The sequence below is a fragment of the Micromonospora sp. RV43 genome (assembly GCF_001029515.1).
Taxonomy (GTDB): Bacteria; Actinomycetota; Actinomycetes; order Mycobacteriales; family Micromonosporaceae; genus Micromonospora; species Micromonospora aurantiaca.
Genome location: NZ_LEKG01000100.1, coordinates 1 through 26,091, shown reverse-complemented (window position 1 = coordinate 26,091; position 26,091 = coordinate 1). Strand labels below are relative to the sequence as shown.

Here is a 26,091-nt window from a genome sequence, read left to right as displayed (position 1 = left end):
GGTCAGGGGGTGGGGCGGAGGACCACCCGGCCGGCCAGCAGCAGGCCCAGCAGGCCGCAGGCGGCTGCCACAGCCAGCGTGGTCGCGAAGCCGGCCGGGCCGGGGGACGCACCGGCGGCCAGGACCGCGCCGGTGAGCGCCAGCACTGTGGCGGCGGCGAGCGAGTCGCCCAGTTGCAGCGCGGAGCTGTTGCGGCCCTGCTCGGCCGGGGCGGACTGCTCCAGGGTGAGCACCGACAGCGACGGGTAGAGCAGGCCCATGCCCAGCCCGGCCACCGACCAGCTCAGCACGGCCGGCAGCACCGGCAGTCCGGGCACCAGCGCCGACGCCACGCCCGCCGTACCGATCGTGATGCAGGCCAGCCCGGCCCGGGGCAGCGTCGCCGCCGAGCGGGGTGAGCGGATCCGCCCCTGGATCCACGAGCCGACCGACCAGGACAGCGCCCCGACCGTCAGCACCAGGCCGGCGCCGGTGGGCGAGAAACCGCGCTCCCGGGACAGCATCAGCGGGATCACCACCTCGGCGGCCACGAACGCCGCCGACGCCAGCGCGCGCAGGCCGATCACCGTCGGCAGTCCCCGCGCCGCGCGCAGGAACCCGGCCGGCAGCAGGTGCGGCACGCAGACGAACAGCCCGGCCAGCGCCCCGGCGATCAGGGCGGCGGCGAGCACGCCGCGCTGCTGCCCCCCGTAATGCAGCAGTGCGGCGCTCGCCCCCGCCCCGCAGGCCCAGCCGATCCGGGCCAGGGCACCCGCCGGCGGGCGGGTCGCCACGGTGGCGGTCAGCGCCCGCAGCCCCGGCTGGACCAGCAGCGCCGCCGGGATCGCCACCGCCGGCACCGCGAGGAACACCCACCGCCAGCCCAGATGTTCCACGATCAGTCCGGCCAGGGCCGGACCGACCAGCGACGGCACCACCCAGGCCGCGGCGAACGCGGCGAAGATCCGCCGCCGCAACTGCTCCGGGTACGCCTGCCCGACGACCACGTAGAGCGCCACCGAGACCAGTCCGGAGCCGAAGCCCTGCACCACCCGCCCGACGACCAGCACCTCCATGGTCGTGGCGGCGCCGGCCACCACGAGCCCGGCGACGAACCAGACGACACCGTGCCACATGGCCGGGCGCGGCCCGCGCGCGTCGCACCAGATGCCGGAGGCGACCATCGCCACCACGCCGGAGGCGAAGGAACCGCCGAACGCCAGCGCGTACAGGCCGAGCCCGTCGAGGCTGCGCGCCACGGTCGGCATGGCGGTGCCCACCGCCAGCGCCTCGAACGCGAGCAGGGACACCAGGGCGACACTGCCCACCGTCATCGCCCGCAGGCGCGGCGACCAGAGGTCGACGGGTGGATCAGCCGGAACGGCGGTGGTGCTGGTCATGGCGTTCAGCCTCGGACCTCACCCCCGGTTGAGGTCAACTGTGGCGCGCGTCTCGTCCCGCGCGGCAACGGCGGGCCGACGCCGGAAAATTCTGCCGTCGGGGTGGCATAACGGACGCCGCGCCGGGAAGTCGGGCCGCCGGGACGAGACCGGGAGGCGAGATGGCGTACGGCTGCGACACCTTCAACCGACTGCCCGGCCGTACGACTCGATGACCTCGCTGGGACGGTTCGCCGGCCTCCTGCTGTCGCCGACGGTCGTACCGGAGACCGCCGCGCGTGTCGCGCGTACCGTCGGTTCGGCCCTGCCCACTGATGCCGTGCCGGCCCGGGTCAGCGAGGTGGCGGGCAGCGTCGGTACGGCGGCGGCCCGGCTGGCCCGCCTCACCGGGCTGACCAGCCGCCGCGTGTGGTCGCAGGACGGCCGCCACCACATCGAGGTGCACGGCGTCTGCCAGGACGGCGGCGACCGGCTGGCCCGTCAGGTCGAGGCGGCGCTGGAGTCGATGCCGGGTGTCGCCTGGGCGCGGGTGAACGCGCCGTCGGGCCGGGTGGTGGTGGCGACCGGGGATCCGGCGCCGAAGCTGCGCGACCTGATCGCCACGGTGGCGCGCGTGGAGCAGACCTGCCCGTACGAGCCGGACCCGGAGATCGAACCGCCGCAGCCGCCCGAGGACGGCCCGCGTACCGCGCGGACGTTCGGCGCGCTGCTGTCCGACGTGCTCGGGTTGAGCATCTCCGCTGCCACCCGTGTCCTGCCGCTCACTCCCATTCCCGCCGAGGTGGCCGGTCTGCTCGGCGCGGTCGACCTGCACCCGAAGCTGCACGCGCTGGCCGGTCTGGGCATCCGCGCCGACCCGCGCGCCGAGGTGCTGTTCCCGCTGGCCGAGGCGGTGGTGCAGGGTCTCACCGGCGGCTGGGCGGGCATCGTGCTGGACGGCGCGCAGCGGGTCGTGCAGTGGGGTGAGGGCGCCGCTCAACTGAACGCGTGGCGGCGGGCCGAGCCGCACCTGACCGGTGACCCGGAGCGGGCTGTGGCCCGGGTGCCCGACGGCGAGCGGCCCTGCCCGGTGCCGGACGGGCAGCCCGAGCGGTACGCCAAGCGGGTGCTTCCGGCCGGCGCGGTCGCCGGGGCGGCGGCGCTGCCGGTGCTGGGGCCGAAGCGCGCAGCCGCGCTGGCGCTGTCCTCGCTGCCGAAGGCGCCCGGCTCCGGCCGGGAGGGGTACGGCGCCCAGCTCGGCCGGATGCTCGCCCGGCGCGGCGTGATCGCGATGGACCGCAGTGTGCTGCGTGAGCTGGACCGGATCGACACGGTGGTGCTCGACGCGGCGGTGCTCGGTTCGGACCGGGGCGTCCTGGCCGATCTCGCGCCGCTGGCCGACGCCGACACCGGGCAGGTCGCCGCGCGCGCGTTCGCGTTGTTCGACCCGGCCGAGCCGGACGCGGTTCGCGCCGCCGAGGGCTGGCGGATCGGCCCGCTGGACCGCCTCGGCGCCGACGATCCCGGCGACACCCCGGACAGCGCCCGGCTGCGCGCCGACGGTGGACGGCTGCTCGGGCTGGCGGAGAACGGCCGGCTCGCCGCCGTACTGCGGGTCGAGCCGGAGCCCGCGCCGGGCGTGGACGCGCTGGCGTCGGCCGCACGGCAGGCGGGCCTGCGGCTCGTGGTCGGCGGCGCGGACGACGGCCGGTACGACTTCGCGGACCTGCTCGTACCCGGTGGTGCCCGGCTCGCCGACGCGGTGCACGACCTGCAACGCGAGGGCGCCGTGGTGATGGTGGTCTCCGGTGAGCGGTCGGCGCTCGCCGCCTCGGACTGCGGCCTCGGCGTGTACGGCCCGGACGACCTGCCGCCGTGGGGCGCGCACCTGCTGGTCGGTGACGACCTGCGGGTACCGGCCCTGCTCGTCGACGCCGCCGGGGTGGCCCGCCGGATGACCGAGCAGAACGTCCGGATCTCGATGGCCGGCAGCGGGCTCGGCGCGCTCGCCGCGTTCACCGCCGACCGGCGGCGGCTGCCCCGCCCGACGCTCGCCGCGGTGAACGGCGCGGCGGCGCTCGCGTTCGCGCACGGCGTGTTCCGGGCACACCGGCTGCCGGACCGGACCGGCGCACCGATGCCCGCGCTCACCGCCTGGCACCTGATGCCGGCGCAGACCGTCCTGGACCAGCTCGCCACCGACCCGTCCGGGCTTGCCGAGGACGAGGCGGCCCGTCGCCGGCGCGTCGAGGTCGGCGACGAGCACGGCCCGGCCGGGCTGCTCCGCGCGTTCGTGGAGGAGCTGTCCAACCCGCTCACCCCGGTGCTGGCCGCCGGTGCGGTGCTCTCCGCCGCGTTCGGCTCACTCGTCGACGCGGCCCTGGTGGGTGGCGTGGTGGGCGGGTCCGCTCTGGTCGGCGCGGTGCACCAGCGCAACACCGAACGATCGCTTGCCGAGCTGCTGTCCCGATCGGCGGTCACCGCCCGGGTGCTGCGCGACGGCGCCGAGCGGGTGGTGCCCGCCGAGGAACTGGTACGCGGCGACGTGATCACGGTCAGCTCCGGGGACGCCGTACCGGCCGACTGCCGGGTGCTGACGAGCGACGGGCTGGAGGCGGACGAGTCGTCACTGACCGGCGAGTCGCTGCCGGTGGCGAAGAGTCCGGAACCGGTGGTGGCGGCGGCCATCGCCGAACGGCACTCGATGCTGTTCGAGGGCACCACTGTGGCCGCCGGGCACGGCACCGCAGTGGTGGTGGCCACCGGTGCGGAGACCGAGGCCGGGCGGAGCCTCGCCATGGCCCGGCAGGCCCCTCCCGCCAGTGGCGTGGAGGCGCGGCTCGGCAGGCTGACCAGCAGCGCCGTACCCCTTGCGGCCGCCTCGGCGATCGCTGTCGCAGGCGCAGGGCTGCTTCGGGGCGTACCCCTCGCCGAAACGGCGGCGACCGCCGCGAACCTGGCCGTCGCGTCGGTGCCGGAGGGGTTGCCGTTCCTGGTCAGCGCCGCGCAGCTGGCGGCGGCGCGGCGGCTGGCCGAGCACGGCGCCCTGGTCCGCAACCCCCGGACCATCGAGGCGCTGGGCCGGGTCGACGTGCTCTGCTTCGACAAGACCGGCACGCTCACCGAGGGGAAGTTGCTGCTGGCGGGGGTGGGTACCGGTGACGGCCGGTACGGCGTGCTGGACGAACTCGACGAGCCGCTCCGGTCGACGCTGGCCGCCGCGGTGCGGGCCACCCCTGCTGCGGCGGATCCGGACGAGTTGCCGCAGCAGACCGACCGGGCGGTACGCCACGGCGCGGACGCCGCCGGGGTGACCGAGCAGACCGGCGCGGCGGAGTGGACCGCCACGGCCGGAATGCCGTTCGAGCCGTCCCGGGGCTACAGCGCCACCGTCGGCCGGGCCGCCGACGGGCTGCTGCTGAGCGTGAAGGGCGCCCCCGAGTCGGTGCTGCCGCGCTGCGCGTCCCGGCGCACCGCCGAGGGTGACCGGCCGCTTGATGCGGCCGGACGCGAGGAGGTGCAGGCCATGCTGGCCGGGCGGGCCGGTGCCGGGCATCGCATCCTCGCCGTGGCCGAGTGCCAGGTCTCCATCGAGCAGGTGAGCGACGAGCAGGTCGACGGGCTGGTCTTCGTGGGTTTCCTGACGCTCGCCGACGGGGTGCGGGAGAGCGCCCGGCCGGCGGTGGCCCGGATCCGGGCGGCGGGCGTGCACACCGTCATGATCACCGGTGACCACCCGGCCACGGCCGAGGCGATCGCCGCCAAGATCAGCCCGGACGACGGCGGGCAGCGCGTGGTCACCGCCACCGACCTGGACCGGCTGGACGACGCGGCGCTCGCCGAGCGCCTGATGGCCACCGACGTGGTGGCACGTTGCACGCCCGCCCACAAGGTACGGATCATCCAGGCGTTGCAGCGCCAGGACCGGACTGTCGCGATGACCGGTGACGGTGCCAACGACGCGCCCGCGATCCGGCTCGCCGACGTCGGCATCGCGCTCGGCCAGCGCGGCACTCCCGCCGCCCGCGCGGCGGCCGACCTGGTGGTCACCGACGACCGGCTGGAGACGATCATCGCCACGCTCGTCGAGGGACGGGCCATGTGGTCGTCGGTGCGGCACGCGCTGAGCATCCTGGTCGGCGGCAACCTCGGCGAGATCGCGTTCAGCGTGCTGACCGCCGCCGCGACCGGCCGGTCCGCGCTGACCGGCCGGCAACTCCTGCTGGTCAACCTGCTCACCGACCTGGCACCCGCGCTCGCCATCGCGGTCCGCCCGCCCGCCGACGACAGCGCCGACCATCTGCTGCGGGAAGGGCCGGACTCGTCGCTCGGCGTCACCATGACCCGGGAGATCGGGCTGCGCGCGGCGTCGACCACGCTGGGCGCGACCGCCGGCTGGACGATCGCCAGGTGGACCGGCACCCAGCGGCGTGCCAGCACCGTCGCGCTCGCCTCGCTGATCGGCACCCAGCTCGGCCAGACAGTGCTGGCCGGCGGCACCAGCCCCAGCGTGCTCGCCGCCACCGCCGCGTCGGTCGGCGTGCTCGTGGCTGTGGTGCAGACGCCGGGCGTCAGCCAGTTCTTCGGCTGCACCCCGCTCGGCCCGGTGGGCTGGACCATCGCCACCGGGTCGGCGCTCGGCGCAACGTTCGCCAACGGTGCGCTGACCAAGCTGGTCGACCGCCTGCCGCAGCCGGGTTCGCATCGGCGACCCGACGCCGACCAGTCCTAGCGCCAGGTGGCGGCGGCCCGGCGCAGCCGGTCGTTTATCGCGCGGCCCACGCCGGTCTCCGGCACCGGCTCGGCGACGATCTCGGTCACCCCGGCCGCGTCGAGCCGGTGCAGCGCGTCGAACAGGCGTGCCGCCGCCGCCGTCACGTCGCCGTCGGGCGACAGGACCTCCACCGCCGCCCAGTCGCCGTCCGCCGGTGGCTCCCGGAAGGCCAGGAAGCCCCGCCGGCCGCCGCCGGGCTCGGCCGCCGCGCCCAACCGCAACGGGGTACGCGGGGCGTAGTGCGCGGCGAGCGTCCCGGGCGCGACCGGCTGGCCGGAGCTGCCCTGGCGCACCTCGACCGGGCCGACCGCCTCGACGAGCGCCTCGACCGGCAGCGCGCCCAGCCGCAGCACCACCGGCCGCTCACCGCGCGCGTCCACGATCGTCGACTCGATCCCGCACCGGGTGGGCCCGCCGTCGAGCACCACGTCCACCGCGCCGCCCAGCCCGGCCACCACGTGCTCGGCCCGGGTGGGGCTGAGCTGGCCGAACCGGTTCGCGCTCGGCGCCGCCACCGGCACTCCGGCGGCGGCGATCAGCGCCCGCGCCGACGACTCGTCCGGTACGCGTACCGCCATGGTGTCCAGACCGGAGGTGACGATCGGCGGGATGATCTCCGGACGGTCCACGATCAGGGTGAGCGGGCCGGGCCAGAACCGCTTCGCCAGCTCGGCCACCGCCGCGGGCACCTCTCCCACCAGCGCGGCCAGGTCGGCGGCGTCGGCCAGGTGGCTGATCAGCGGGTCGAAGCTGGGCCGCGCCTTCGCCTCGAAGATCCGCGCGGCGGCCCGGGCGTCGAGCGCGTTGGCGCCCAGCCCGTAGACCGTCTCGGTGGGAAAGGCGACCAGCCCGCCGGCACGCAGGACGGCGGCTGCCTCGTCGATGCCGCGCTCGGCCGGCAGGACGCGCGGGGATCCGGTGCTCACGCTTCCGACGCTAGCCTGCCCGGTTCGCCGTCCCGGCAAGACCCTGCCGTCGCGTGGTGGGGCCGTCAGTCGCGTGGGTCGGTGGCGGGGTCCGTGTCGGGGAGCGTGGGCGCGTCGGTGGGGTAGAGGCCGGCGGCGAAGCCGTACACCTGGTCCCCGGCGCGGGGGATCTGCGCGAACCGCCGGGCCAGCGCCTGCACCTCCGCCCAGAACTCGCGGACGTCCTCGATCGGGATGCGCGCGTGCACGAGCGTGCACCGCAACTCGTCGGCGGCGTGCGCGGCCGCCGCTTCGGCTGCCGCCTCGGCGAGCCCGTTGATCCGGGACACCACCTGCTTGTCCTCGGCCCGGCTGAGCGCGCCGACGTAGTAGGTGCGGGCCACCCGCCCGTAGAACCGCTCCTCGATGGCGCGTACCCGGCGGGTCCGCACCACGCGCAGCAGACCGGCGTCGACCAGTTGGTTCACGTGGTACGCCACGCTGCTCTTCGGCCGGTCGACGGCGCGGGCCATCTCGTTGACAGTGGCGGCGCGCTCCAGGAGCAGTTCGAGCAGCGTGCTCCGCAGCGGGTCGGCGAGCGCACGCAACTGCTCCGGAGCGGTGACCACGAGCAGGTCGTCGAGGTCGTAGTCCGGGATTCGCTCATTGACCGACATTTCTCGACCGTTCTAAGATTCTGGTTCGTTCGACAACTCTGGTCTGACAACTCAGGAGTGTAGTGATGGCCGAGATCGTGCTCTTCCACCACATTCAAGGGCTCACGGACGGCGTCCGCGCGCTCGCCGGCTCCCTGCAGTCCGGTGGCCACACCGTCCACCTCCCCGACCTCTTCGACGGCGAACGGCCGGCCACCATCGAGTACGGCGCCGCGCTGATCAAGCGGATCGGCGGCGACGTCCTCGACCGGCGCGCCGACGCGCTCGTCGCCGGCCTGCCCGCCGGCCTCGTCTACGCGGGCGTCTCCTGGGGCGCCGCCATCGCCCAGCGGCTCGCCCAGACCCGGGCCGGCGCCCGGGCCGCCCTGCTCTACGAGGCCTGCCTGCCGGTGACCGGCGAGTGGGCGATCGGTCCGTGGCCCGACGGGGTGTCGGTGCAGGTGCACGGCATGGAACAGGACCCGTTCTTCGGGCTCGAAGGCGACGTGGACGCCGCGCGCGAGCTGGTGTCGATCGTCGGTCCCGAGCGCGGCGAGCTGTACGTCTACCCCGGCGACCGGCACCTGTTCACCGACAGTTCGCTGCCCTCGTACGACGCCGAGGCCACAGCGCTGGTGGTGAGCCGCAGCCGCGAGCTGCTCGACCGGCTCGGCTGACGCCTACTCGTCACCGCGCAGCCGCGCCAACGCGGCCGCGTACTCGGCGTCGGTCAGCACTCCACGCTCGTACTGCCTGGTCAACGCGTGGATGTCGCGCCGCTGCGCGGCGCTCGGAGCGGGCCGCCGGATCTGTCCCGGCGGGTCCGGACGGTCGGTGCGGACCGGATCCGGCGCCGGGCTCGCCGCCGCGCGCTGCTCCGGGGGCCGGGCGTTCCGGTGGCACTCCCGCAGGTTCGCGAGGATCTCGTCGTAGTGCTCCGGCCAGGTGACCAGCCGGGTCAGCTCCAGGCGGAACGGCCGGACGACGGCGCCGGACTGGATCGGCGTCTGCACCGGCTCGCCGTCGATCCGCTCGATGACGATCGCGTCGCGTCCCACGTCCAGGCCCACGATCGAACCCGTACCGCTGTGTATCTCCGCAACCGACGCCCACGGCACTGTGGTCGTGCGGAGCAGCGAGCGCGAGCGTACGCCGACAGGGCTCACCCAGACGCCGAGCATCGCGCGGCGGACCGCGACAGCGAGGCCGACGGCGTTCCACACGCCGAGGAACACCGCATCCCGTCCCGGCATCCTGCCGCTTCTGACCTCGAACACGAGGAGCACGAAGAAGCCGACCGCCAGCACCGCCACGACCATGAAGCCGGAGGTGGTCAGGTCCAGCGAGTACGGGCGCCGCCACACCGTCATGCCGCCAGAGTGACTGATCGTGTCCAGCGGTTCCGCGCGGAGTCAACGACCTCTCGCCAACTCCACGACCTCGGCGAGGCTCACGACCCGGTCGCACTCGTCGTCGGTCAACGTGTTGATGAGCGCCTTGGCGGCCTGGGCCTGGGGAGTCGTAGGCAGGGCGCCGGCCAGCAGGTCCGGTAGGACCAGCTCGTAGCCGACCCGCGCCCGGGGTGAGTAGCGGTGGCGGCTGCGGGTCACCGCCGTGGCCACGCGCAGCGCGTGCTCGTTGCCGGGCGGCACGTGCGGGCGGTCGCGCTCCCGGGCGCCGAACCGCATCCGGTGGCGGAACTCGCACGTCTCGCACGTCGCCGGTCCGGCGGTCAGCCGTGCCCCGCAGTCGGGACAGGTCAGCCGGTCCACCGCGCCGTCCACGGTCCGCCAGTCGTACGCCCCGGGGTCGTCGACGACGAGCCAGGCCAGCTCGCTCTCCTCGGGCGAGCCCGGCGCCACGTCCAGCTCACCGCGCAGCCGCGCCCAGGCGTCCCGGATCTCGTCCTCCAGGCGCGCCACCGCGGCCGCCAGCGCCGGGCTACGCCACGGTCCGGCCATTGTCGACCCGCTACCGGTACTGTGCGATCTGGATCAGGTTGCCGCAGGTGTCGTCGAACACCGCCGTGGTCACCGGGCCCATGTCGACCGGCTCCTGGGTGAACAGCACGCCGAGGCCCCGCAGCCGGTCGTGCTCGGCAGCCACGTCGTCCACCGCGAACTGCGTCAGCGGTATCCCGTCGCCCGCGAGCGCCTCCTTGAACGCCTTGGCGGCCGGGTGCGCGTCGGGTTCCAGCAGCAGCTCCACGCCGTCCGGGGCGTCCGGCGAGACCACAGTCAGCCACCGGTACTCCCCGGTCGGCACGTCTGTCTTCTTCACGAAGCCCAGCACCTCGGTGTAGAAGCGCAGTGCCTTGTCCTGGTCGTCGACGTACACGCTGGTGAGGTTGATTCTCATGGGTTCTCCTGGGTGGGTGCGTCGGACCTGAGCCATCGCTCGGTGATGGACCGCAGCGGCCGGGTGTCGAGGTGGTGGAACTTGTAGCGACCCTGCCGCCGCGTGACGATCAGGCCGGCGGCCTCCAGGACGTCGAGGTGCTGGGAGATCGCCTGCCGGGACGAGCCGACCTGGTGCTTGGTGGCCAGCCGGCCGCAGATCTCGAACAGGGTCTGACCGTCGCGCTCGGTCAGCTCGTCGAGGATCAGGCGGCGGGTGGGATCGGCCAGCGCCTGGTACAGGTCGCCCACGTCACCCACCATATGCAAGTAACGGCTTGCCTATCAAGAGGCTGTCTGCCAACGGAGGACGTCATGCCCGGATTCATCCTCACCGGCGCTCCCGGCTCCGGTAAGACCGCGATCCTGCGCCACCTGGAGGTCGACGGCCATCCCGTCGTGGAGGAGGCGGCGACCGACGTGATCGCGCTGCACCAGGCACTCGGCCGGCCCGAACCGTGGCGCGAGCCGGACTTCGCCGAGCGGGTGCTGGCTCTTCAGCGAAGGCGTCGGCGCCGAGCCGAAGCGCACGCCGGGGAGATCGTCTTCCACGACCGCTCACCCGTCTGCACGCTCGCGCTGTGCCGCCACCTGGGGTCGACGCCGCCGTCCGCCCTGCTGGACGAGGTCGAGCGCCTGACGACGGAACGCCGCCACTACGAGCGGACCGTCTTCTTCGTACGGAATCAGGGCTTCGTCGAGGCGACCGCCGCCCGCCGGATCAGCTTCGAGGAATCGCTCGTCTTCGAGCGCGTCCACGAACTGACGTACCGCGACGCGGGATTCGACCTGGTCGAGGTGCCCGCGGGACCGCTCGCGACGCGGGTGGCCGCGATAAAGCAGGCGGTCGATCGTCTGCGCGCCGCTAGGGTGCGGACATGACGTTCCGCGTTGTCTCGCCGCCACCGGTCACCCGGTAACGACGCCGTTCACCGAACCCGGCTTTCGATCCAGAGCCCGGGTGCGTTCGCGGTGCCCGGGCGGCGACGACAACGGAGAATCCCGTGCGCAGAAATCTGCCCCCGACCGTGGGGCGAGGAACCCTGTACATCCTCCTGGCGGCGATCGCCTGGGGCACCGGCGGCGCCGCGGCGGCCGTCCTCTACGACACCAGCGGGTTGGGCCCCGTCGCCGTCTCCTTCTGGCGCTTCGCGGGCGGGGTCCTGCTGCTCGCCGCCGGACACCTGACACGTCGGCGACCATCCTCGCGTATCCGGGTCGTCGGCACCCGGCCGCGCCACAGGTGGCGGCAGGTCGTAACGACAGGCGTAGGTCTCGCCGTCTACCAGACGGCGTACTTCGCCGCAGTGGGGTACGCCGGTCTGGCCGTCGCCACCATGGTCACCCTGGGCGCCGGGCCGGTCCTCATCGCCCTCGGTTCACGCCTGGCCCTCGGCGAGCGACTCGGCCGATCCGGCGGAGTCACAGTCGTGACAGCACTCGTCGGCCTGGTCCTGCTGCTGGGCGGTGGTAGCGCCGGCAGCGCCCCGGCTCCGCTGCTGGGGTTGGCCTGCGCGCTGCTGTCCGCGGCCGGGTACGCAGCCGTCACCCTGCTCAACCGGAAGCTCGGCCGAGACGGCGGCGGGCACACTCCGCTACTGGGCGGATTCGCCGTCGGAATGATCTGCCTGCTTCCCCTGGCCCTGCTCGAAGGGATCCTGCCCACAACCGGTGACACCCGTCAGACAGTGGGCCTGCTCGCCTACCTCGCCGTGGCGCCCACCGCCGTGGCGTACACCCTGTTCTTCGCCGGGTTGGCCTCGGTCCGGGCGACCACCGCGTCGGTCATCGCGCTCGTGGAGCCGGTGACGGCGGCGCTCATCGCGGTGCTCCTGCTCGACGAACGGCTCACAGTGACCGCCGTTCTCGGGTCGATCGTGCTGCTCGCCGCGGTGGTCACGCTGATGCTCGGCGAACCCGGACCGGCGCCGTCGTCGACTGCGGCGCTCAGGGACCGTGACGCCGACATGCGGAACCGCCGCCGGCCTCGACGAGCGAGGGCCGGCGGCGGTGTGGCGACGCGCCGTCCGGGGTGACGGATCAGCCGGCGAGCTGGCGCCGCACCGAGTCGGTGTCCATCAGGTACGACATGAACTTGAACTTGACGTACTGCTGCACGAGCTAGGGCATCACGTGCTCCAACACCGCAGCCGGAAGGTCGGCGGGTACAACGCCGATCAGATCATGAACGGTTCGCCGAGGCTTTCGTTGATCGATGGCAGCCGACTGCCGAGGCGGCACGCGACACAGCAGCATCGACAGCCGCTGATGATCCGGCGAAATGATGTGGTGGAGCCCAGGGGACTCGAACCCCTAACCCCTGCCTTGCAAAGGCAGTGCTCTGCCAGTTGAGCTAGGGCCCCGTGACGGCGTTCAGCGCAGGTCGGGCGCCGTGGTCGCCTCGTGCCACAGGGCGCGCTCGTCGTTCGAGGCCTTGACCTTCTTGGCCACGACGGCGGCCACACCGACGATGCCGGCCAGGATCAGGAGCTTCTTGAACATGTGCTTGACCCCTCGCGCTCGACTGTCGTCGGACGATGTGCGGTGGGGCTAGCTGGAATCGAACCAGCGACCTCAGAGTTATCAGCTCTGCGCTCTAACCGACTGAGCTATAGCCCCGCGTAGCGACGAGCTAGGTTAACCCATCGCCTCCACCGCGCCCAAATCGGGGGTCTGTGGTGGGAAGCACCCGCGCCACCTCGAACCTACCCGGACGCACGACGCCGGGGCGACCGCTTTACGCGGTGCCCCGGCGCCGGTCGATCAGTCCCGCTCGGCGAGCGTCAGCTCGATCCCGCCGACCAGGTCGGCGCAGACGTTGTAGACGAACGCGCTCAGCGTGGCCAGCGCGGTGAACAGCACGACGTTCACCAGGCCGATCAGCGCCGACGTCAGGATCACGCCCTTGGCGGTGATCCGGAAGCCGCCGCCACCCTGGCCGCCGCCGGCGTTCACCAGGTCGGTGAGGCTGTCGTTGACGCTCTTGAACACACCCATGGCGTCCAGCGCCAGGTAGAGCACCGACGTCGCCACGACGACCACGATGAAGAGCACCACTGACACCGCGAAGGCGAACTTCATCACCGACCACGGGTCGATCCGCTTCAGGTTCAGCCGGGCCCGTCGCGGTCCGCGCGACGCGGCCGAGCTGACCGAGGTACGCGCGGCGCGTACCGCCTCACCCACGCGCGCGGCGCCCACGGCTGCCGCGCCGCTGATGCCCGGCGGCAGGCCGCCGCCGTTGGCGGGCCGGGCCTGGGCGCTCGCGGCGCCGCTCGGGCGCGAGCCGTCGGGCGACGTCTTCGGGGCGGTGCCCAGGCCGGCACCGATCCGCGGCTGCGTGCCGGTCGTCCCGGTGGAGGCCCGGCCGGCGGCCGACGGGGTCTTGATCGGCTGGGTGCTCGTGGCGTTCGCGGGCTTGGCGGCCGGAGCGGCCAGACCGTCGGCCGATGTCGGCGCGTCGACCTTGGTCTCGGCCGAGTCCCGGGAACCGGAGTCCTCGGCCGGCTTGTCCGGAGGCGGGGCCATGCCGGGAGCCCGGGTGAACTTCGGGGCAGGCGCGTCGGCGGGAACCGTGGCCCGGCCCACAGCCGCGCGGCCGGTCGCTGGTGTGCCGCCCTGCGCGGCCTCCTCCTCGACCGGAGTGGCCGAGGTCCCCTTGTTCCCCGACTTCGCCTGTGTCTCCGTCATCAACTAGTCCTGTTCGTCAGGCTCGTCGGCATTGCGAGCAATCGCCACGATAGTCACGCCGTCCGGGAGGTCCATCAGCTTGACCCCCATTGTGTTCCGGTCACGCGTACGGCGTACAGGCTTCACCGGAGTCCGGATGACGCCGCCGTTGCTCGTGATGGCGAACAGCTCGTCCTCCGGATCGATCACGACCGCGCCGACCAGGCCACCGCGTCGCTCGGTGATCTTCGCGGTCAGCACGCCCTTACCTCCCCGGCCCTGGACCGGGTATTCCTCGATCGGGGTACGTTTCGCGTAACCCCCGTTCGTCGCGACCAGAACGTCCAGACCCTCTCGCACCACCTCGACGGCGAGCAACTCGTCCTCGCCGCTGAAGCGCATGCCGATCACACCGGAGGTGGCCCGGCCCATCGGACGCAGCGCCTCGTCGGTGGCGTTGAAGCGGATCGCCTGGGCGTTCTTCGACACGAGCAGCAGGTCGTCCTCCGGAGCGACCAGTACCGCACCGACCAGCTCGTCCTCATCGCGCAGGTTGATCGCGATGATGCCGCCGGAACGGTTGGAGTCGAACTCCTCGAGCCGTGTCTTCTTCACCAGGCCGTTCTTCGTGGCCAGTACCAGGTAGGGGGCCACCTGGTAGTTCGGGATTTCAATGATCTGCGCGATCTGCTCGTCGGGCTGGAACGCGAGCAGGTTGGCCACGTGCTGGCCCTTGGCCACCCTACTGGCCTCGGGAAGCTCGTACGCCTTCGCCCGGTAGACCCGACCCTTGTTCGTGAAGAACAGGATCCAGTCGTGGGTAGAGCATACGAAGAAGTGGCTGACGATGTCGTCCTGGCGGAGCGTCGCCCCGCTGACGCCCTTCCCGCCACGCCGCTGCGACCGGTAGAGATCGACCTTGGTCCGCTTCGCGTATCCGGTGCGGGTGATCGTCACCACCACGTCCTCGCGGGCGATGAGGTCCTCCATCGAGACCTCGCCGTCGAACGGGACGATCTTCGTGCGCCGGTCGTCGCCCCACTTCGCGACGATCTCGCCCAGTTCCTCCGAGACGATCCGCCGCTGCCGCTCCGGCTTGGCCAGGATGTCCTTGAGGTCGGCGATCTCCACTTCGAGCTTCGCCAGGTCGTCCAGGATCCGCTGCCGCTCCAGGGCGGCCAGCCGGCGCAGCTGCATGTCCAGGATCGCGGTCGCCTGAACCTCGTCGATGTCCAGCAGCCGGATCAGACCCTGCCGTGCGTCCTCCACAGTGGGCGAGCGCCGGATCAGGGCGATCACCTCGTCCAGCGCGTCCAGCGCCTTGGACAGACCGCGCAGGATGTGCGCCCGCTCCTCGGCCTTGCGCAGCCGGAACGCGGTCCGCCGCCGGATCACCTCGATCTGGTGCTCGACGTAGTAGCGGATGAACTGGGCCAGGTTCAGCGTGCGCGGCACGCCGTCGACGAGCGCCAGCATGTTGGCGCCGAACGTCTCCTGGAGCTGGGTGTGCTTGTAGAGGTTGTTCAGCACCACCTTGGCGACCGCGTCGCGCTTGAGCACGAGCACGATCCGCATGCCGGTACGCCCGGAGGACTCGTCGCGGATGTCGGCGATGCCGGCGAGCTTGCCCTCCTTGATCAGCTCGGCGATGCGCTCGGCGAGGTTGTCCGGGTTGACCTGGTACGGCAGCTCGCTGACCACGAGCGCCGGCCGGCCCCGCTTGTCCTCCTCGACCTCGACCACGGCGCGCATGCGGATCGAGCCGCGCCCGGTCCGGTACGCGTCCTGGATGCCCGCCTGACCGACGATCAGGCCGTGGGTCGGGAAGTCCGGACCCTTGACGATCTCCAGGAGTGCTTCCAGCGTGGTGGCCTCGTCGGCCTCCGGGTGCTCCAGGCACCACTGCACGGCCGCGCCGATCTCGCGCAGGTTGTGCGGCGGGATCTTGGTGGCCATGCCGACCGCGATGCCCTCGGAGCCGTTGATCAGCAGGTTCGGGATACGCGACGGCAGGATGGTGGGCTCCTTGGCCCGGCCGTCGTAGTTGTCCTGGAGGTCGACGGTGTCCTCGTCGATGTCCCGCAGCATCTCCATCGCCAGCGGGTCGAGCTTGCACTCGGTGTTGTGGCTGATGAAACCGTCGGAGACGAACGAGTGGTCCTCGGTGTCCACCCGGATGCTGTAGACCGGCTGCACACCGGCGTCGGTGACGTCGGTCACCTCGGCGTAGTAGAAGCGGCCGTCGACGAGCGGTTCGACCACGTCGAGGATGCCCGGCTCGGTGATCCGGGCGGCGATCTCGTCGCGGTCCCGCTCCCAGCGCTCGATCCGGTCCACGTTGTGCCGGCGCAGCCAGTCACGCTCGGTCCAGCGGCTCGCGCCGTGCTCGCGGACGAAGTCACCGACGAACGGCACGTGATCGCCGGAGAGCGCGGTGCTGCTCGCCGGCACCTGGGCCAGCTCGGATTCCAGCTTGGCCTGCTTGCGGCCGAGGAATCCGACGTGAGCGGCGAAGATCCGGGCGTCCCGCCGGTTGGTGACGACGACCTTGATCTCGCCGTTGTCGTACCGGCACTGCCGGCTGACCACGCCGAACTCCAGCAGCAGTTGCTGCACCTCGCGGGCCAGCCGCTCGCTGCGGGTCGAGTAGGAGACCTGGATCGTGTGGCGGGGCAGCAGCGACGACGAGCCGTCGCCCTCGAACAGCGCCTGGAGGAAGGCCCGCTTGACCGCGGCCGGTCCGCGCCAGACGAACTCCGGCACGAACTTGTCGGCGCTCCGCGCGCCCACCATCTCGCCGAGTACGCTCGCCCGCAGTGCGGCGAGGTTCTGTACATCGAGTTCGTGCAGCGTGCTGCCCGAGTCGATGACCCGCTCGGCGACGTACCGGGGGCCGCCGACCGCGAGGTCATAGGCGGTGAGGACCCGGACGAAGAACTCCCGGTCCACGTTGTTGAAGCCGGCTCGCTGCTCGGACACCCACCCCTCGGACACGAGCGCGCCCGCGAGCACGGCTGCCTCGACGTGCTCCAGCATCGGGTAGCCGATCTCGTCCGGCACGGTGCGCTGGAGGGCCACCCGGTCGCCCGGGGCGATCTCGGCAAGCAGCTTCCACAGCAGGGTCGGCACACCGGCCACGTTCACCAGGCAGAGCACCGGGTGGTTGTGGGTGCCGGTCAGCTCGTACCCCTCACGGGTGCGCAGCCGCAGCGTGGGGTGCTCGCCGGAGTGGAAGAACCTGCTGGCACGGACCAGGTCGCCGTTGCGGTCACGGACCTTGAGGTCGACGTCGGTCTCGCTGCTCGGCGCGGCGTCCGGCACGACGTCGCCGATCCGGACGGTGCCGTCGACGGTACGAACCCGGACATCTGCCGCAAGGCAGTACCGCATGGCGGCGGCCGGGTCGTTACCGGGCGAGCCGAAGTTGCCGTTGCCGTCGACCAGCGGGTAGCGCAGCGACCACGGCTGCGCCATCCGGACCAGCGCGTCGTAGATGGCCGAGTCGCCGTGCGGGTGGAACTGGCCCATCACGTCGCCGACGACGCGGGAGCACTTCACGTACCCGCGGTCCGGCCGGTAGCCGGAGTCGAACATGGCGTAGAGGATCTTGCGGTGGACCGGCTTGAGCCCGTCCCGGACGTCCGGCAGGGCCCGCCCGACGATGACGCTCATCGCGTAGTCGAGGTACGAGCGCTGCATCTCGACCTCGAGGCCGACCGGCTCGATCCGGTCGTGCTGGACGACCGCCGCCAGTGGTTCCGGGGTCTCCGGCTCGTTCGGGGTGGACTCGGGAGTATCGGTCACTGTTAACCCTTATCAGACTCAGAGTCGTGGTCTCGCTGTGGATAACGGCTGTGGAAAGCGGCCAGACTGTGGATAACTCTGTGGATCGCCGGGTCGGCCGGTGGATCGCCGGCCGACCCGGGCGCGTCCGTCAGATGTCCAGGAACCGCACGTCCTTGGCGTTGCGCTGGATGAACGACCGGCGAGCCTCGACGTCCTCACCCATCAGGACGCTGAACAGCTCGTCCGCGGTGGCGGCGTCGTCGAGCGTGACCTGGCGCAGCGTACGCGTGGCCGGGTTCATCGTGGTCTCCCACAGCTCGGGGTAGTTCATCTCGCCGAGACCCTTGAACCGCTGGATGTCGTCCGGGCGGGCGTTGGGCTTCTTCTGCTGGCGCAGTGCGATCAGCCCGTCGCGTTCCCGGTCCGAGTACGCGTACTGGGCGTCATCGCCCTTCTTGTTCCACTTGATCTTGTAGAGCGGCGGGGCGGCCAGGTAGACGTGCCCCAGCTCGACCAGCGGCCGCATGAACCGGAACAGCAGCGTGAGCAGCAGCGTCTGGATGTGCTGGCCGTCGACGTCGGCGTCGGCCATCAGCACGATCTTGTGGTAGCGCAGCTTCTCGATGTCGAAGTCGTCGTGAATGCCGGTGCCGAGCGCGGTGATCAGCGCCTGCACCTCGTTGTTCTTCAGCACCCGGTCGATCCGGGCCTTCTCCACGTTGAGGATCTTGCCGCGGATCGGCAGGATCGCCTGCGTACGCGGGTCGCGGCCCTGCTTGGCCGAACCGCCGGCCGAGTCGCCCTCGACGATGAAGACCTCAGACTCGCGCGGGTCGGTGGACTGGCAGTCGGCCAGCTTGCCGGGCATCGAGCCGGACTCCAGCAGCGACTTGCGCCGGGCGAGCTTGCGCGCCTGCTGGGCGGCGATCCGGGCCCGGGCCGCCTGGGAGGCCTTCTGGATGATGATCTTCGCCTCGGCCGGGTTGCGGTCGAACCAGTCGACGAGCGACTCGTTGCAGACCCGCTGCACGAAGCCCTTGACCGGGGTGTTGCCCAGCTTGGTCTTGGTCTGACCCTCGAACTGCGGATCGGTGAGCTTGACCGAGATGATCGCGGCCAGGCCCTCGCGGATGTCCTCACCGGAGAGGCGCTCGTCGCCCTTGAGCAGCTTCTTCTCGGCGCCGTAGCGGTTGACGACGCTCGTCAGCGCGGCCCGGAAGCCCTCCTCGTGGGTGCCGCCCTCGTGGGTGTTGATGTTGTTGGCGAAGGTGTAGACCGACTCGCCGTACGACTCGTTCCACTGCATGGCGATCTCGACCGACATGCCCGTCTCCTCGGCGCCGAACTCGACCACCGTCTTGTGGATCGGGCTCTTGGAGGCGTTGAGGTGCCGGACGAAGTCGGCGATGCCGCCCTCGTAGTGGAAGGTGACCTCGCGGGTCTTGCCGTCCTCGTCCTCCGGCACCCGCTCGTCGAGCAGGTGGATGGTGAGACCCCGGGTGAGGAAGGCCATCTCCTGGAGGCGCCGGTAGATCGTGTGGAAGTCGAAGTCGACGGTCTCGAAGACGTCCGGGTCGGGCCAGAAGGAGACAGCCGAACCGGTGCGGTCGGTCGCCTCGCCCTTCTCCAGCGGCGTCGGCTTGGAGTGGTGGTACTGCTGGCGCCAGACGAAGCCGTCCTTGTGGATCTCCACGGCCATCCTGGTGGACAGCGCGTTCACCACGGAGACGCCGACGCCGTGCAGGCCGCCGGAGACGGCGTACGCCTTGCCGTCGAACTTGCCGCCCGCGTGCAGCACGGTCAGGGCGACCTCGACACCCGGCTTCTTCAGCTTGGGGTGCAGGTCGACCGGGAAGCCACGGCCGTTGTCGGTCACCCGGACACCGCCGTCGGCCAGCAGCACCACGTCGATGGTGTCGCAGTGCCCGGCCAGCGCCTCGTCCACCGCGTTGTCGACGACCTCCCACACCAGGTGGTGCAGACCGCGCTCGCCGGTGGACCCGATGTACATACCGGGCCGCTTCCGGACCGCTTCCAGGCCTTCGAGAACGGTGATGGACTCGGCACCGTACTTCTTGTTGTCCTCCGCTGCCACGCTCGGCCACTTTCTCGCACCGGCCGCGCGTGGGCGCGGGGCGCGGGTTCGGCGGACAGGACGCGACGTCGGCGCGCATGGACCGCCCCTGGGATCGCCAGGCTCGGATCATGTACGCCGGGCGCCGCGGTTGCCCGCGGATCGCGATCGGCTCGGACCCGATGCGGGACTATGATCGAGGGCTCATGCGGGCCCCTGTCCGTCGCTCCGTCTCGGGTCTTTCGTCTCGCCCTCAATCTTACTGTGCGGAGCCGACCAAACCGCCACTCGGCACCCTCTCCGAGGCGGCTGAGAATGCCGTAGCCGGACGAACCGCGTTGCCCACGACTCCCCCTACACGCCATTGGGGCGGTACCGCGCCACCGGCCACCGTGAGCCACGACGGTCATCCGACCGGTGATCGGCGGCTGCCCCGACCGGGGGTCGCGGCCGGGCCCGGCGTGCCGTAGCTTTTGCGGCGCCGCCGTTGCGGTCTTGATCTTTTGCGCCCGGAACCGGGACGATCGTCGGAGATGGTCCGAAAACGCTTGGTGAGAGGTGACGCCAGATGGGGCTGGACAACGTCGCGGTGCACTGGCCGCGGACCGGCCGCTTCTACGATCCGGTCGCGCCGGCTGAGTTCGTGGACTTCGGCGAGATCGTGGACATGCCCCGGATCTCCGCGCCGACCGCGGCGCTCGCCGAGCTGATCGCGAAGACCGGCACGGTACGCGCGACCGCGTACACCGAATTGGTCGATTTGATCCTCGGGCTGGAGAATGTGCTCTACGCCACGGAGAACGCGGTCGAGGACGAGGACCCGGTGATCGACCCGGACGGCTGCTCCTGGATCGCCGAGGGCGTGGAGAAGTTCGTCGCACGGCACCGGCCGTACGGCGAGCCGGTCACGTTCGAGTCGGTGAGCGAGGTGCTGCGCGCGCTGCTCGGCGACGGGCGGCTGGCCGAGCAGCAGCTCCGCTGGCTCGACAGCCGGCTCGACCGGCTGCGGGACGAGAGCGGCGATCCGCCGCAGTGGAACTTCACCTGCGCCGAGCTGAGCGTGCTGGCGGCCTTCTACCGGCGCTGCGCGGAGCGGGGCTTCGCGGTCTACGCCGACGCCTGACCGGGCGCCGCAGCGCCCGAAGAAGACGTGGCCTGGTTGGCTGCCGCAATCACCTCGGTCAGCGCCGTGTGCAGGTGCCGCAGGTCGGCCAGCGGCAGGCCGAGGCGCTGCACGATGGCCGGCGGGATCCGCTCGGCCTGCGCCCGCAGCGCCTGCCCCTCGGCGGTGAGCGAGACGGCCAGGCTGCGCTCGTCGGCGGCGTCGCGTTCCCGCCGGATGTAGCCGGCCGCCTCCAGCCGCTTGAGCAGCGGGGACAGCGTGCCCGGGTCGAGCTGGAGCAGCCGGCTCAGATCCCGGCCGGACAGCGGCGCGTGCTGCCAGAGCGCCAGCATCACCAGGTATTGCGGGTGGGTGAGCCCCATCGGCTCCAGCAGCGGCCGGTAGACAGCGACGACGCTCCGGGCGGCGACTGAGAGCGCGAAGCAGACCTGCTGCTCCAGCGCCAGGGGGTCCTCCTCGATGCCGCCGGTCACCCGCGTCCTCCTCGTCGTCGTTGCGATCGTAGCAATGATTGGTGTACCAATGGTTTGCACACAAACAGAGAGGCGGCGGGATGAGCGACGACGAGCAGGTGGGCGACGCCTCCGGCAAGGGTGGCCGTCTGCTGGGCTGGGTGTTCCGCAACCTCGCCGGCCCGTCCCAGGTGCAGGGCGCGGTGCAGGGCGGCTCGAAGCTGGCCCGCGACGCGTGGAAGGAAGACCTGGAGCGCCGCAAGCAGTGGAGCCGCGAGCAGCGCGAACTCAAGCGCGCCCGGCGGGAGGCGCGGCGTTCGGGCGGTGTCGGTCAGCCGTAGGTGTCGCGAGGGCCGCGCCCACGTACCCGTCGAGGGCCGCGCGACCACGACGGCGCCGCCGGCCCGTGGATGTGCAGCTTGCGCACCACGTTGTGGCCCACCTCGCGGGCGATCTGCTGCAACAGCGAGCCCGCCAGCAGGCGCAACTGGGTCGCCCAGGCCGTCGAACGCGCCTCCACGGTCAGCTCGCCGTCCTCCAGCTTGACCGGGCGGCTGTGCTGCGCGACCTCCGGGCCGACCACCTTCTCCCACGCGCCGAACACCGTCGCCTCGGCGGCCGGCTGCTGCCAGCCGCGCGCCTTCATCAGCTTGTCCAGCACCGCGCCGAGCGGCTGCGGGTCGCGCGGGTCCGGCCCCGGGCCGGAGTAGCCGCGCAGCCGCTTCTCGCCGTCGCCGCGGACCGCGCCGCGCCGTCGCGGGGCCGCCGCCTGCCGCCGGGCCTTCGCCGCGTCGAGCACCGCCCGCGCCAGCTCCGGCCCGGCCGTGCCCTCCGGCAGCTTCGCGGCCGGCTCGCCGTCCGCGGGCTTCCCCGGGGTACGCGCGTCGCGTCCCGGCCCGAGCCGCGCCGGCGGGAGCTGCACCTCGTCATCCGGCACGTCGCACCGTCCCCTCGCCCACCGCGTACCGGGTGCCGAGCAGCGTCGCCGGCACGTCGTCGTCCACGGCGCAGGTGACCAGGAGCTGGCTCGCGCCGCCGACCAGCTCGGCCAGCCGCTCCCGCCGGCCGGTGTCCAGCTCGGCGAAGACGTCGTCGAGCACCAGCACCGGCTCGATCCCGTCGGCGCGCAGCAGGTCGTACCCGGCCAGCCGCAACGCCAACGCGTACGACCAGGACTCGCCGTGGCTCGCGTACCCCTTCGCGGGCAGCGGGCCGAGCGTCAGCGCCAGGTCGTCGCGGTGCGGGCCGACGAGTGTGGTGCCGCGCTCGATCTCTGCGGCGCGGTTCGCGGTGAGCGCGGCGGCGAGCGCCTCCGCCAGCGCCGCGCGGTCGTTGCCGGGTTCGGGCAGCTCGACCGAGGGCCGGTACGCGATGCCCGCCGCGCCGCGGCCGGCCGCCACCGCGTCGTACGCCTTCGCCACGTGCGGGGTCAGCGCGGCCACCAGCTCCAGGCGGCCGGCGAGCAGGTCCGCGCCGTGCTGCGCCAGATGCGCGTCCCACACGGCCAGCGTCGACAGGTCACCGCCGCGTGTGCCGCCGGTCTTCCGAGCGAGGTACGACGTACGCAGCAGCGCGTTGCGTTGCTTGACCACACGCTCGTAGTCGGCACGGACACCGGCATAGCGGGGCTGGCGGGTGACCAGCAGGTCGTCCAGGTAGCGGCGGCGTTCAGCCGGGTCGCCGCGGACCAGTTCCAGGTCCTCCGGCGCGAACAGCACCAGGCGCAGCGCGCCGAGCACGTCCCGGGCGCGGCGGGCCGGGGACCGGCCGAGCCGGGCCCGGTTGGCCTTGCCCGGGACGATCTCCAGCTCGACCAGCAGCTCCCGGCCCTCGTGCACCACGGCGCACCGGATCACCGCCGAGGCGGCGCCCATCCGCACCAGCGGGGCGTCGGTGGCGACCCGGTGCGAATCCAGGGTCGCCACGTAGCCCAGCGCCTCGACCAGGTTGGTCTTGCCGACGCCGTTCGCGCCGACGAGCACGTTCGGCCCCGGCTCCAGGTCGACGCCGACGCGCTCGTACGAGCGGAAGTCGACCAGTTCGAGCCGGCGGACGTACACAGCCTGTGGATACCGGTCAGCGCTTGTGGACGGCGTGGCCGCCGAACTGCTGGCGCAGCGCGGCGACGGCCTTCATCGCGGGCGAGTCGTCCTGCCGGGAGGCGAACCGGGCGAAGAGCGACGCGGTGATGACGTTGAGCGGTACGGCGAGCCGGACCGCCTCGTCCACGGTCCAGCGGCCCTCGCCGGTGTCCTCGGTGTAGCCGCTCAGCTCGGCCAGCTCCGGGTCCTCGTCGAGTGCCCGGTCCAGCAGGTCGAGCAGCCAGGAGCGCACCACGGTGCCCTCGCGCCACGACTTGAACACGCCGGGGACGTTCGTCACCAGCTCCGAGGCCGCCAGCAGTTCGTAGCCCTCGGCGTAGGCGTGCATCAGGCCGTACTCGATGCCGTTGTGCACCATCTTGGCGTAGTGGCCGGCGCCGACCGGGCCGGCGTGCACGAAGCCGAACTCGCCCTCGGGCTTGAGCGACTCGAAGATCGGCATGAGCCGCTCGACGTGCTCCTGCGCGCCGCCGACCATCAGCGCGTACCCGTTCTGCCGGCCCCAGACGCCGCCGGAGACGCCGACGTCGATGTAGCCGATGCCCTGCTCGTTCAGCCGCTCGGCGCGCGGGGCGTCGTCGCTGAACCGGGAGTTGCCGCCGTCGATGATGATGTCGCCCTCGCCGAGCACACCGGCGAGCTCGTCGATGGTGGCGTCGGTGACGCCGGCGGGGACCATGACCCACACCGCGCGGGGCGACTGGAGCTTCTCGGCAAGCTCGGCCAGGCTCGCGGCGTCGCTGATCTCCGGGTTGTGGTCGTAGCCGACCACCTCGTGCCCGGCGGCGCGCAACCGCTCCCGCATGTTGCCGCCCATGCGGCCGAGTCCTACCAGGCCGAGCTGCATCTGCTCCTACCTCCGTACGTCAGGGTCGTGCTGCCTGCGATCAGCGGGACACGCGGATCGGCATGATGAGGTACCGGTACCCCGGGATGACCTCGCCATCCTCGCCGGCCGGGGAGATGACCGCGGGCTTGAACGCGTCGACGAACCGGAGCAGGGCGTGCTGCGCGCCCAGGTTGGCCAGGCCGTCGATGAGGTACTGCGGGTTGAACCCGATGGTCAGCGGCTCGCCGCTGAAGGTGGCCTCCATGGCCTCGCTGGCCCGGGCCTCCTCGGTGCCGCCCGCCTCGACCACGAGACCGTCGGCGCTGAAGCTGAGCAGCACCGGGGTGGTGCGCTCGGCGACCAGCGCGACGCGCTTGACCACCTCGATGAGCGCGGCGACGGCGACGCGGGCCTCGGCGTTGTGGTCGGCCGGGAACAGCGAGCGCACCGGCGGGTAGTTGGCGCCGTCGAGCAGGCGGCTGGTGGTCCGGCGGGTGCCACCGGAGAAACCGATCATGCCCTCACCGGCGCCGCCGGAGGACAGCGCCATGGTGACGTGGCCACCGAGTGGGCCGAGCGCCTTCGCGGTGTCGTGCAGCGTACGGGCCGGCACCAGCGCGTTGAGGCTGATCTCCGGGTCGTCCGGGTTCCACTCCATCTCGCGCAGCGCGAGGCGGTAGCGGTCGGTCGCCAGCATGGCCATCGTGCTGCCGCTCAGCTCGATCCGTACGCCGGTCATCATCGGCAGCGTCTCGTCGCGGCCCGCGGCGACAGCCACCTGGGCCACTGCGGAGGCGAAGGCGGCGGCGTCGACGGTGCCCGCGCTCTCCGGCATCTCCGGCAGCGTCGGGTAGTCCTCCACCGGCATGGTGGGCAGCGTGAACCGGGCGCTGCCGCAAACCAGTTCGAGGTGGGCGCCGACGGCGGCGATGTCCACCGGCTTGGCCGGCAGGGCCTTGGTGATCTCGGCGAGCAGGCGGCCGGAGACCAGGGCGGCGCCGTCCGCGTCACCCTGCACCTCGACCGTCACCTGGCTGGAGACCTCGTAGTCGAAGCCGGAGACCTGCAGGTTGCCGTCGGTGACGCGGAGCATCACCCCGGCCAGCACCGGTACGGAGGGTCGGTTGGGCAGGCTCTTGGCGGTCCACGCGACCGCCTCGGCGAGCGCGTCGCGCTCCACTCGGAACTTCATCAATGCCTCCGCGTCGACGTCAGCGACAACTCTCTCATGCCGACCGCTGCCACCCGTCCCGCCCGACCGTGCGGGTACCCATCGCACCTTAAGGCGCTGGGACATCGGCTGTGCGCCCGACCCCGTGGATCCAGGTGCCCCGGGCGACTGCCGACGGCAGTGCTCCGGCCCGATCCACAGGAAGTCCAACGGTGATGATTGGTTTTTGTTGTTTAGAAGAGATAACTCATCGTCTTCATCGCACCTGTGCAAACTGTGGAGAACCGGCGTCCGCGCAGGTCAGACACGTTATCCACCGGTGGTTTGGCTGTGGAGAACCAGGGGTAAAACTCGTGTCCCGGTCCACAGCCCTCGCCGGCCGCCGGGTTTTCCACGGCTGTCCACCGGTTGTCCACCGGTAATCCACCGGTTTTCTCCCCAGCGCTGTGGACAACGCCGACAGGGTCGAGAGCCGTCATCCCCAGAACCTTCAACAGCTCGCCCACAGGCAGACCGTCGTCTGGGGATGACGACTGCGTTGTCCCCAGGCATCCACAGCGTCGTCCCCAGGAGTTGTCCACAGTCTGTGGGTAACCGGCCGAGTGCAAAGCGTGGTTGTCCACTGCCTGTGACACAGGGGCTGTGGACAACGGGTACGAGCTGTGGACGAGCACACGACAGATCCTGGGCCCTCCACCGGGTCGAGGGTCAACCGATCCCCGCTGTCGGCTACTTGCCACCCGCCCGAGCCCGCCGCGTCGGCGCCGAATTGGTCACCCCACCCCTCCCGCGACTC

General features: G+C 72.0%; 23 protein-coding genes and 2 tRNA genes. 6 read left to right on the top strand and 19 right to left on the bottom strand.

Translation table 11 applies throughout. The annotated features are described in order from the left end of the window. Positions 1-2: 2 nt before the first annotated feature. The gene (locus ABD52_RS22755; protein ID WP_047893156.1) at positions 3-1,379 is read right to left on the bottom strand and encodes an MFS transporter; all 1,377 of its coding nucleotides are present in this window, start codon (positions 1,377-1,379) and stop codon (positions 3-5) included. A gap of 211 nt (positions 1,380-1,590) precedes the next feature. Here ABD52_RS22755 and ABD52_RS22750 point away from each other — a divergent pair, with 211 nt between their 5' ends. Continuing rightward, positions 1,591-6,090, top strand: coding sequence for an HAD-IC family P-type ATPase (locus ABD52_RS22750; protein WP_047893155.1), 4,500 nt, complete (start codon positions 1,591-1,593; stop codon positions 6,088-6,090). Here ABD52_RS22750 and ABD52_RS22745 read toward each other — a convergent pair. Then, a complete protein-coding gene (locus ABD52_RS22745) occupies positions 6,087-7,034 on the bottom strand; it encodes an L-threonylcarbamoyladenylate synthase (protein WP_041784381.1) in 948 nt (315 codons plus the stop codon). The two genes, ABD52_RS22750 and ABD52_RS22745, sit on opposite strands and share 4 nt — an antisense overlap. An 89-nt stretch (positions 7,035-7,123) precedes the next feature. Then, positions 7,124-7,714 (bottom strand): helix-turn-helix domain-containing protein, encoded by a 591-nt coding sequence (locus ABD52_RS22740; protein WP_047893154.1) that lies wholly within the window; start codon positions 7,712-7,714, stop codon positions 7,124-7,126. A 65-nt stretch (positions 7,715-7,779) separates the two neighbouring features. On the opposite strand from ABD52_RS22740, the gene ABD52_RS22735 reads away from it, so the two are divergent. Continuing rightward, the gene (locus ABD52_RS22735; protein ID WP_047893153.1) at positions 7,780-8,370 is read left to right on the top strand and encodes a dienelactone hydrolase family protein; all 591 of its coding nucleotides are present in this window, start codon (positions 7,780-7,782) and stop codon (positions 8,368-8,370) included. A 3-nt stretch (positions 8,371-8,373) separates the two neighbouring features. On the opposite strand, the gene ABD52_RS22730 is transcribed toward ABD52_RS22735, so the two are convergent. The 4 genes from ABD52_RS22730 to ABD52_RS22715 are packed head-to-tail and all read right to left on the bottom strand — an operon-like array spanning position 8,374 to position 10,353. Next, a complete protein-coding gene (locus tag ABD52_RS22730) occupies positions 8,374-9,063 on the bottom strand; it encodes a PH domain-containing protein (RefSeq protein ID WP_047893152.1) in 690 nt (229 codons plus the stop codon). Positions 9,064-9,105: 42 nt separating this feature from the next. Further along, a complete protein-coding gene (locus tag ABD52_RS22725; protein WP_047893151.1) occupies positions 9,106-9,654 on the bottom strand; it encodes a hypothetical protein in 549 nt (182 codons plus the stop codon). A gap of 10 nt (positions 9,655-9,664) precedes the next feature. Beyond that, positions 9,665-10,051 carry a VOC family protein gene (locus ABD52_RS22720; protein ID WP_013283243.1) on the bottom strand — a complete coding sequence of 129 codons (387 nt, stop codon included), beginning with the start codon at positions 10,049-10,051 and terminating at the stop codon, positions 9,665-9,667. After that, positions 10,048-10,353: a helix-turn-helix transcriptional regulator gene (locus ABD52_RS22715; protein ID WP_013283242.1), complete on the bottom strand. Its 306-nt coding sequence runs from the start codon at positions 10,351-10,353 to the stop codon at positions 10,048-10,050. The genes ABD52_RS22720 and ABD52_RS22715 overlap by 4 nt, the downstream gene beginning before the upstream one ends. 51 nt (positions 10,354-10,404) lie before the next feature. Here ABD52_RS22715 and ABD52_RS22710 point away from each other — a divergent pair, with 51 nt between their 5' ends. Together ABD52_RS22710 and ABD52_RS22705 are read left to right on the top strand one after the other, a co-directional pair. Beyond that, positions 10,405-10,971, top strand: a complete 567-nt coding sequence (locus ABD52_RS22710; protein WP_013473316.1) for an AAA family ATPase — start codon at positions 10,405-10,407, stop codon at positions 10,969-10,971. Between the two features lie 122 nt (positions 10,972-11,093). Next, complete coding sequence (locus tag ABD52_RS22705; protein ID WP_047893150.1) at positions 11,094-12,125, top strand: DMT family transporter; 1,032 nt, start codon at positions 11,094-11,096, stop codon at positions 12,123-12,125. Between the two features lie 251 nt (positions 12,126-12,376). Here ABD52_RS22705 and ABD52_RS22700 read toward each other — a convergent pair. From ABD52_RS22700 to gyrB, 6 genes are all read right to left on the bottom strand, one after another. Continuing rightward, a tRNA-Ala gene (locus ABD52_RS22700) sits at positions 12,377-12,452 on the bottom strand. A gap of 10 nt (positions 12,453-12,462) precedes the next feature. Continuing rightward, on the bottom strand, positions 12,463-12,591 hold the full coding sequence (locus ABD52_RS40985; RefSeq protein ID WP_013283222.1) for a DLW-39 family protein: 129 nt from the start codon (positions 12,589-12,591) through the stop codon (positions 12,463-12,465). 43 nt (positions 12,592-12,634) lie between these two features. After that, a tRNA-Ile gene (locus ABD52_RS22695) sits at positions 12,635-12,708 on the bottom strand. A 144-nt stretch (positions 12,709-12,852) separates the two neighbouring features. Continuing rightward, entirely contained in the window at positions 12,853-13,779 is a 927-nt protein-coding gene (locus ABD52_RS22690; RefSeq protein WP_013283221.1) for a DUF3566 domain-containing protein, read from the bottom strand. Between the two features lie 3 nt (positions 13,780-13,782). Next, a complete protein-coding gene (gyrA, locus tag ABD52_RS22685) occupies positions 13,783-17,562 on the bottom strand; it encodes an intein-containing DNA gyrase subunit A (protein ID WP_152748305.1) in 3,780 nt (1,259 codons plus the stop codon). Between the two features lie 130 nt (positions 17,563-17,692). Further along, entirely contained in the window at positions 17,693-19,639 is a 1,947-nt protein-coding gene (gene gyrB / locus ABD52_RS22680; protein WP_013283219.1) for a DNA topoisomerase (ATP-hydrolyzing) subunit B, read from the bottom strand. A 547-nt stretch (positions 19,640-20,186) separates the two neighbouring features. On the opposite strand from gyrB, the gene ABD52_RS22675 reads away from it, so the two are divergent. Further along, positions 20,187-20,741, top strand: a complete 555-nt coding sequence (locus tag ABD52_RS22675; protein ID WP_013283218.1) for a hypothetical protein — start codon at positions 20,187-20,189, stop codon at positions 20,739-20,741. Here the strand turns inward: ABD52_RS22675 and ABD52_RS22670 are convergent. Then, positions 20,726-21,214: a MarR family winged helix-turn-helix transcriptional regulator gene (locus tag ABD52_RS22670; protein WP_047893149.1), complete on the bottom strand. Its 489-nt coding sequence runs from the start codon at positions 21,212-21,214 to the stop codon at positions 20,726-20,728. The two genes, ABD52_RS22675 and ABD52_RS22670, sit on opposite strands and share 16 nt — an antisense overlap. A gap of 80 nt (positions 21,215-21,294) precedes the next feature. Between ABD52_RS22670 and ABD52_RS22665 the strand changes: the two genes are divergently transcribed. After that, positions 21,295-21,534 (top strand): hypothetical protein, encoded by a 240-nt coding sequence (locus tag ABD52_RS22665; RefSeq protein ID WP_013283216.1) that lies wholly within the window; start codon positions 21,295-21,297, stop codon positions 21,532-21,534. On the opposite strand, the gene ABD52_RS22660 is transcribed toward ABD52_RS22665, so the two are convergent. The 5 genes from ABD52_RS22660 to ABD52_RS39285 form a co-directional block, all read right to left on the bottom strand. Beyond that, the gene (locus ABD52_RS22660; protein WP_225319658.1) at positions 21,525-22,031 is read right to left on the bottom strand and encodes a DUF721 domain-containing protein; all 507 of its coding nucleotides are present in this window, start codon (positions 22,029-22,031) and stop codon (positions 21,525-21,527) included. The genes ABD52_RS22665 and ABD52_RS22660 overlap by 10 nt on opposite strands. An 88-nt stretch (positions 22,032-22,119) precedes the next feature. Beyond that, positions 22,120-23,253 (bottom strand): DNA replication/repair protein RecF, encoded by a 1,134-nt coding sequence (gene recF / locus ABD52_RS22655; RefSeq protein ID WP_047893148.1) that lies wholly within the window; start codon positions 23,251-23,253, stop codon positions 22,120-22,122. A 16-nt stretch (positions 23,254-23,269) separates the two neighbouring features. Next, on the bottom strand, positions 23,270-24,142 hold the full coding sequence (gene gnd, locus ABD52_RS22650) for a phosphogluconate dehydrogenase (NAD(+)-dependent, decarboxylating) (RefSeq protein WP_013283213.1): 873 nt from the start codon (positions 24,140-24,142) through the stop codon (positions 23,270-23,272). A gap of 40 nt (positions 24,143-24,182) precedes the next feature. Continuing rightward, positions 24,183-25,316 carry a DNA polymerase III subunit beta gene (dnaN, locus tag ABD52_RS22645; protein ID WP_013283212.1) on the bottom strand — a complete coding sequence of 378 codons (1,134 nt, stop codon included), beginning with the start codon at positions 25,314-25,316 and terminating at the stop codon, positions 24,183-24,185. Positions 25,317-25,528: 212 nt separating this feature from the next. Continuing rightward, positions 25,529-25,801 (bottom strand): hypothetical protein, encoded by a 273-nt coding sequence (locus ABD52_RS39285; protein ID WP_141722578.1) that lies wholly within the window; start codon positions 25,799-25,801, stop codon positions 25,529-25,531. Positions 25,802-26,091: the final 290 nt, after the last annotated feature.

What these genes read in the sequence shown, in the direction of transcription:
- ABD52_RS22725 (WP_047893151.1), bottom strand. Translation starts at nt 9,654, where the DNA reads ATGGCCGGACCGTGGCGTAGCCCGGCGCTGGCGGCCGCGGTGGCGCGC.
- ABD52_RS40985 (WP_013283222.1), bottom strand. Translation starts at nt 12,591, where the DNA reads ATGTTCAAGAAGCTCCTGATCCTGGCCGGCATCGTCGGTGTGGCCGCC.
- ABD52_RS22710 (WP_013473316.1), top strand. Translation starts at nt 10,405, where the DNA reads ATGCCCGGATTCATCCTCACCGGCGCTCCCGGCTCCGGTAAGACCGCG.
- ABD52_RS22715 (WP_013283242.1), bottom strand. Translation starts at nt 10,353, where the DNA reads ATGGTGGGTGACGTGGGCGACCTGTACCAGGCGCTGGCCGATCCCACC.
- dnaN (WP_013283212.1), bottom strand. Translation starts at nt 25,316, where the DNA reads ATGAAGTTCCGAGTGGAGCGCGACGCGCTCGCCGAGGCGGTCGCGTGG.
- ABD52_RS22755 (WP_047893156.1), bottom strand. Translation starts at nt 1,379, where the DNA reads ATGACCAGCACCACCGCCGTTCCGGCTGATCCACCCGTCGACCTCTGG.
- gnd (WP_013283213.1), bottom strand. Translation starts at nt 24,142, where the DNA reads ATGCAGCTCGGCCTGGTAGGACTCGGCCGCATGGGCGGCAACATGCGG.
- ABD52_RS22665 (WP_013283216.1), top strand. Translation starts at nt 21,295, where the DNA reads ATGAGCGACGACGAGCAGGTGGGCGACGCCTCCGGCAAGGGTGGCCGT.
- ABD52_RS22750 (WP_047893155.1), top strand. Translation starts at nt 1,591, where the DNA reads ATGACCTCGCTGGGACGGTTCGCCGGCCTCCTGCTGTCGCCGACGGTC.
- ABD52_RS22720 (WP_013283243.1), bottom strand. Translation starts at nt 10,051, where the DNA reads ATGAGAATCAACCTCACCAGCGTGTACGTCGACGACCAGGACAAGGCA.
- ABD52_RS22675 (WP_013283218.1), top strand. Translation starts at nt 20,187, where the DNA reads ATGGGGCTGGACAACGTCGCGGTGCACTGGCCGCGGACCGGCCGCTTC.
- ABD52_RS22690 (WP_013283221.1), bottom strand. Translation starts at nt 13,779, where the DNA reads ATGACGGAGACACAGGCGAAGTCGGGGAACAAGGGGACCTCGGCCACT.
- ABD52_RS22740 (WP_047893154.1), bottom strand. Translation starts at nt 7,714, where the DNA reads ATGTCGGTCAATGAGCGAATCCCGGACTACGACCTCGACGACCTGCTC.
- ABD52_RS22730 (WP_047893152.1), bottom strand. Translation starts at nt 9,063, where the DNA reads ATGACGGTGTGGCGGCGCCCGTACTCGCTGGACCTGACCACCTCCGGC.
- ABD52_RS22735 (WP_047893153.1), top strand. Translation starts at nt 7,780, where the DNA reads ATGGCCGAGATCGTGCTCTTCCACCACATTCAAGGGCTCACGGACGGC.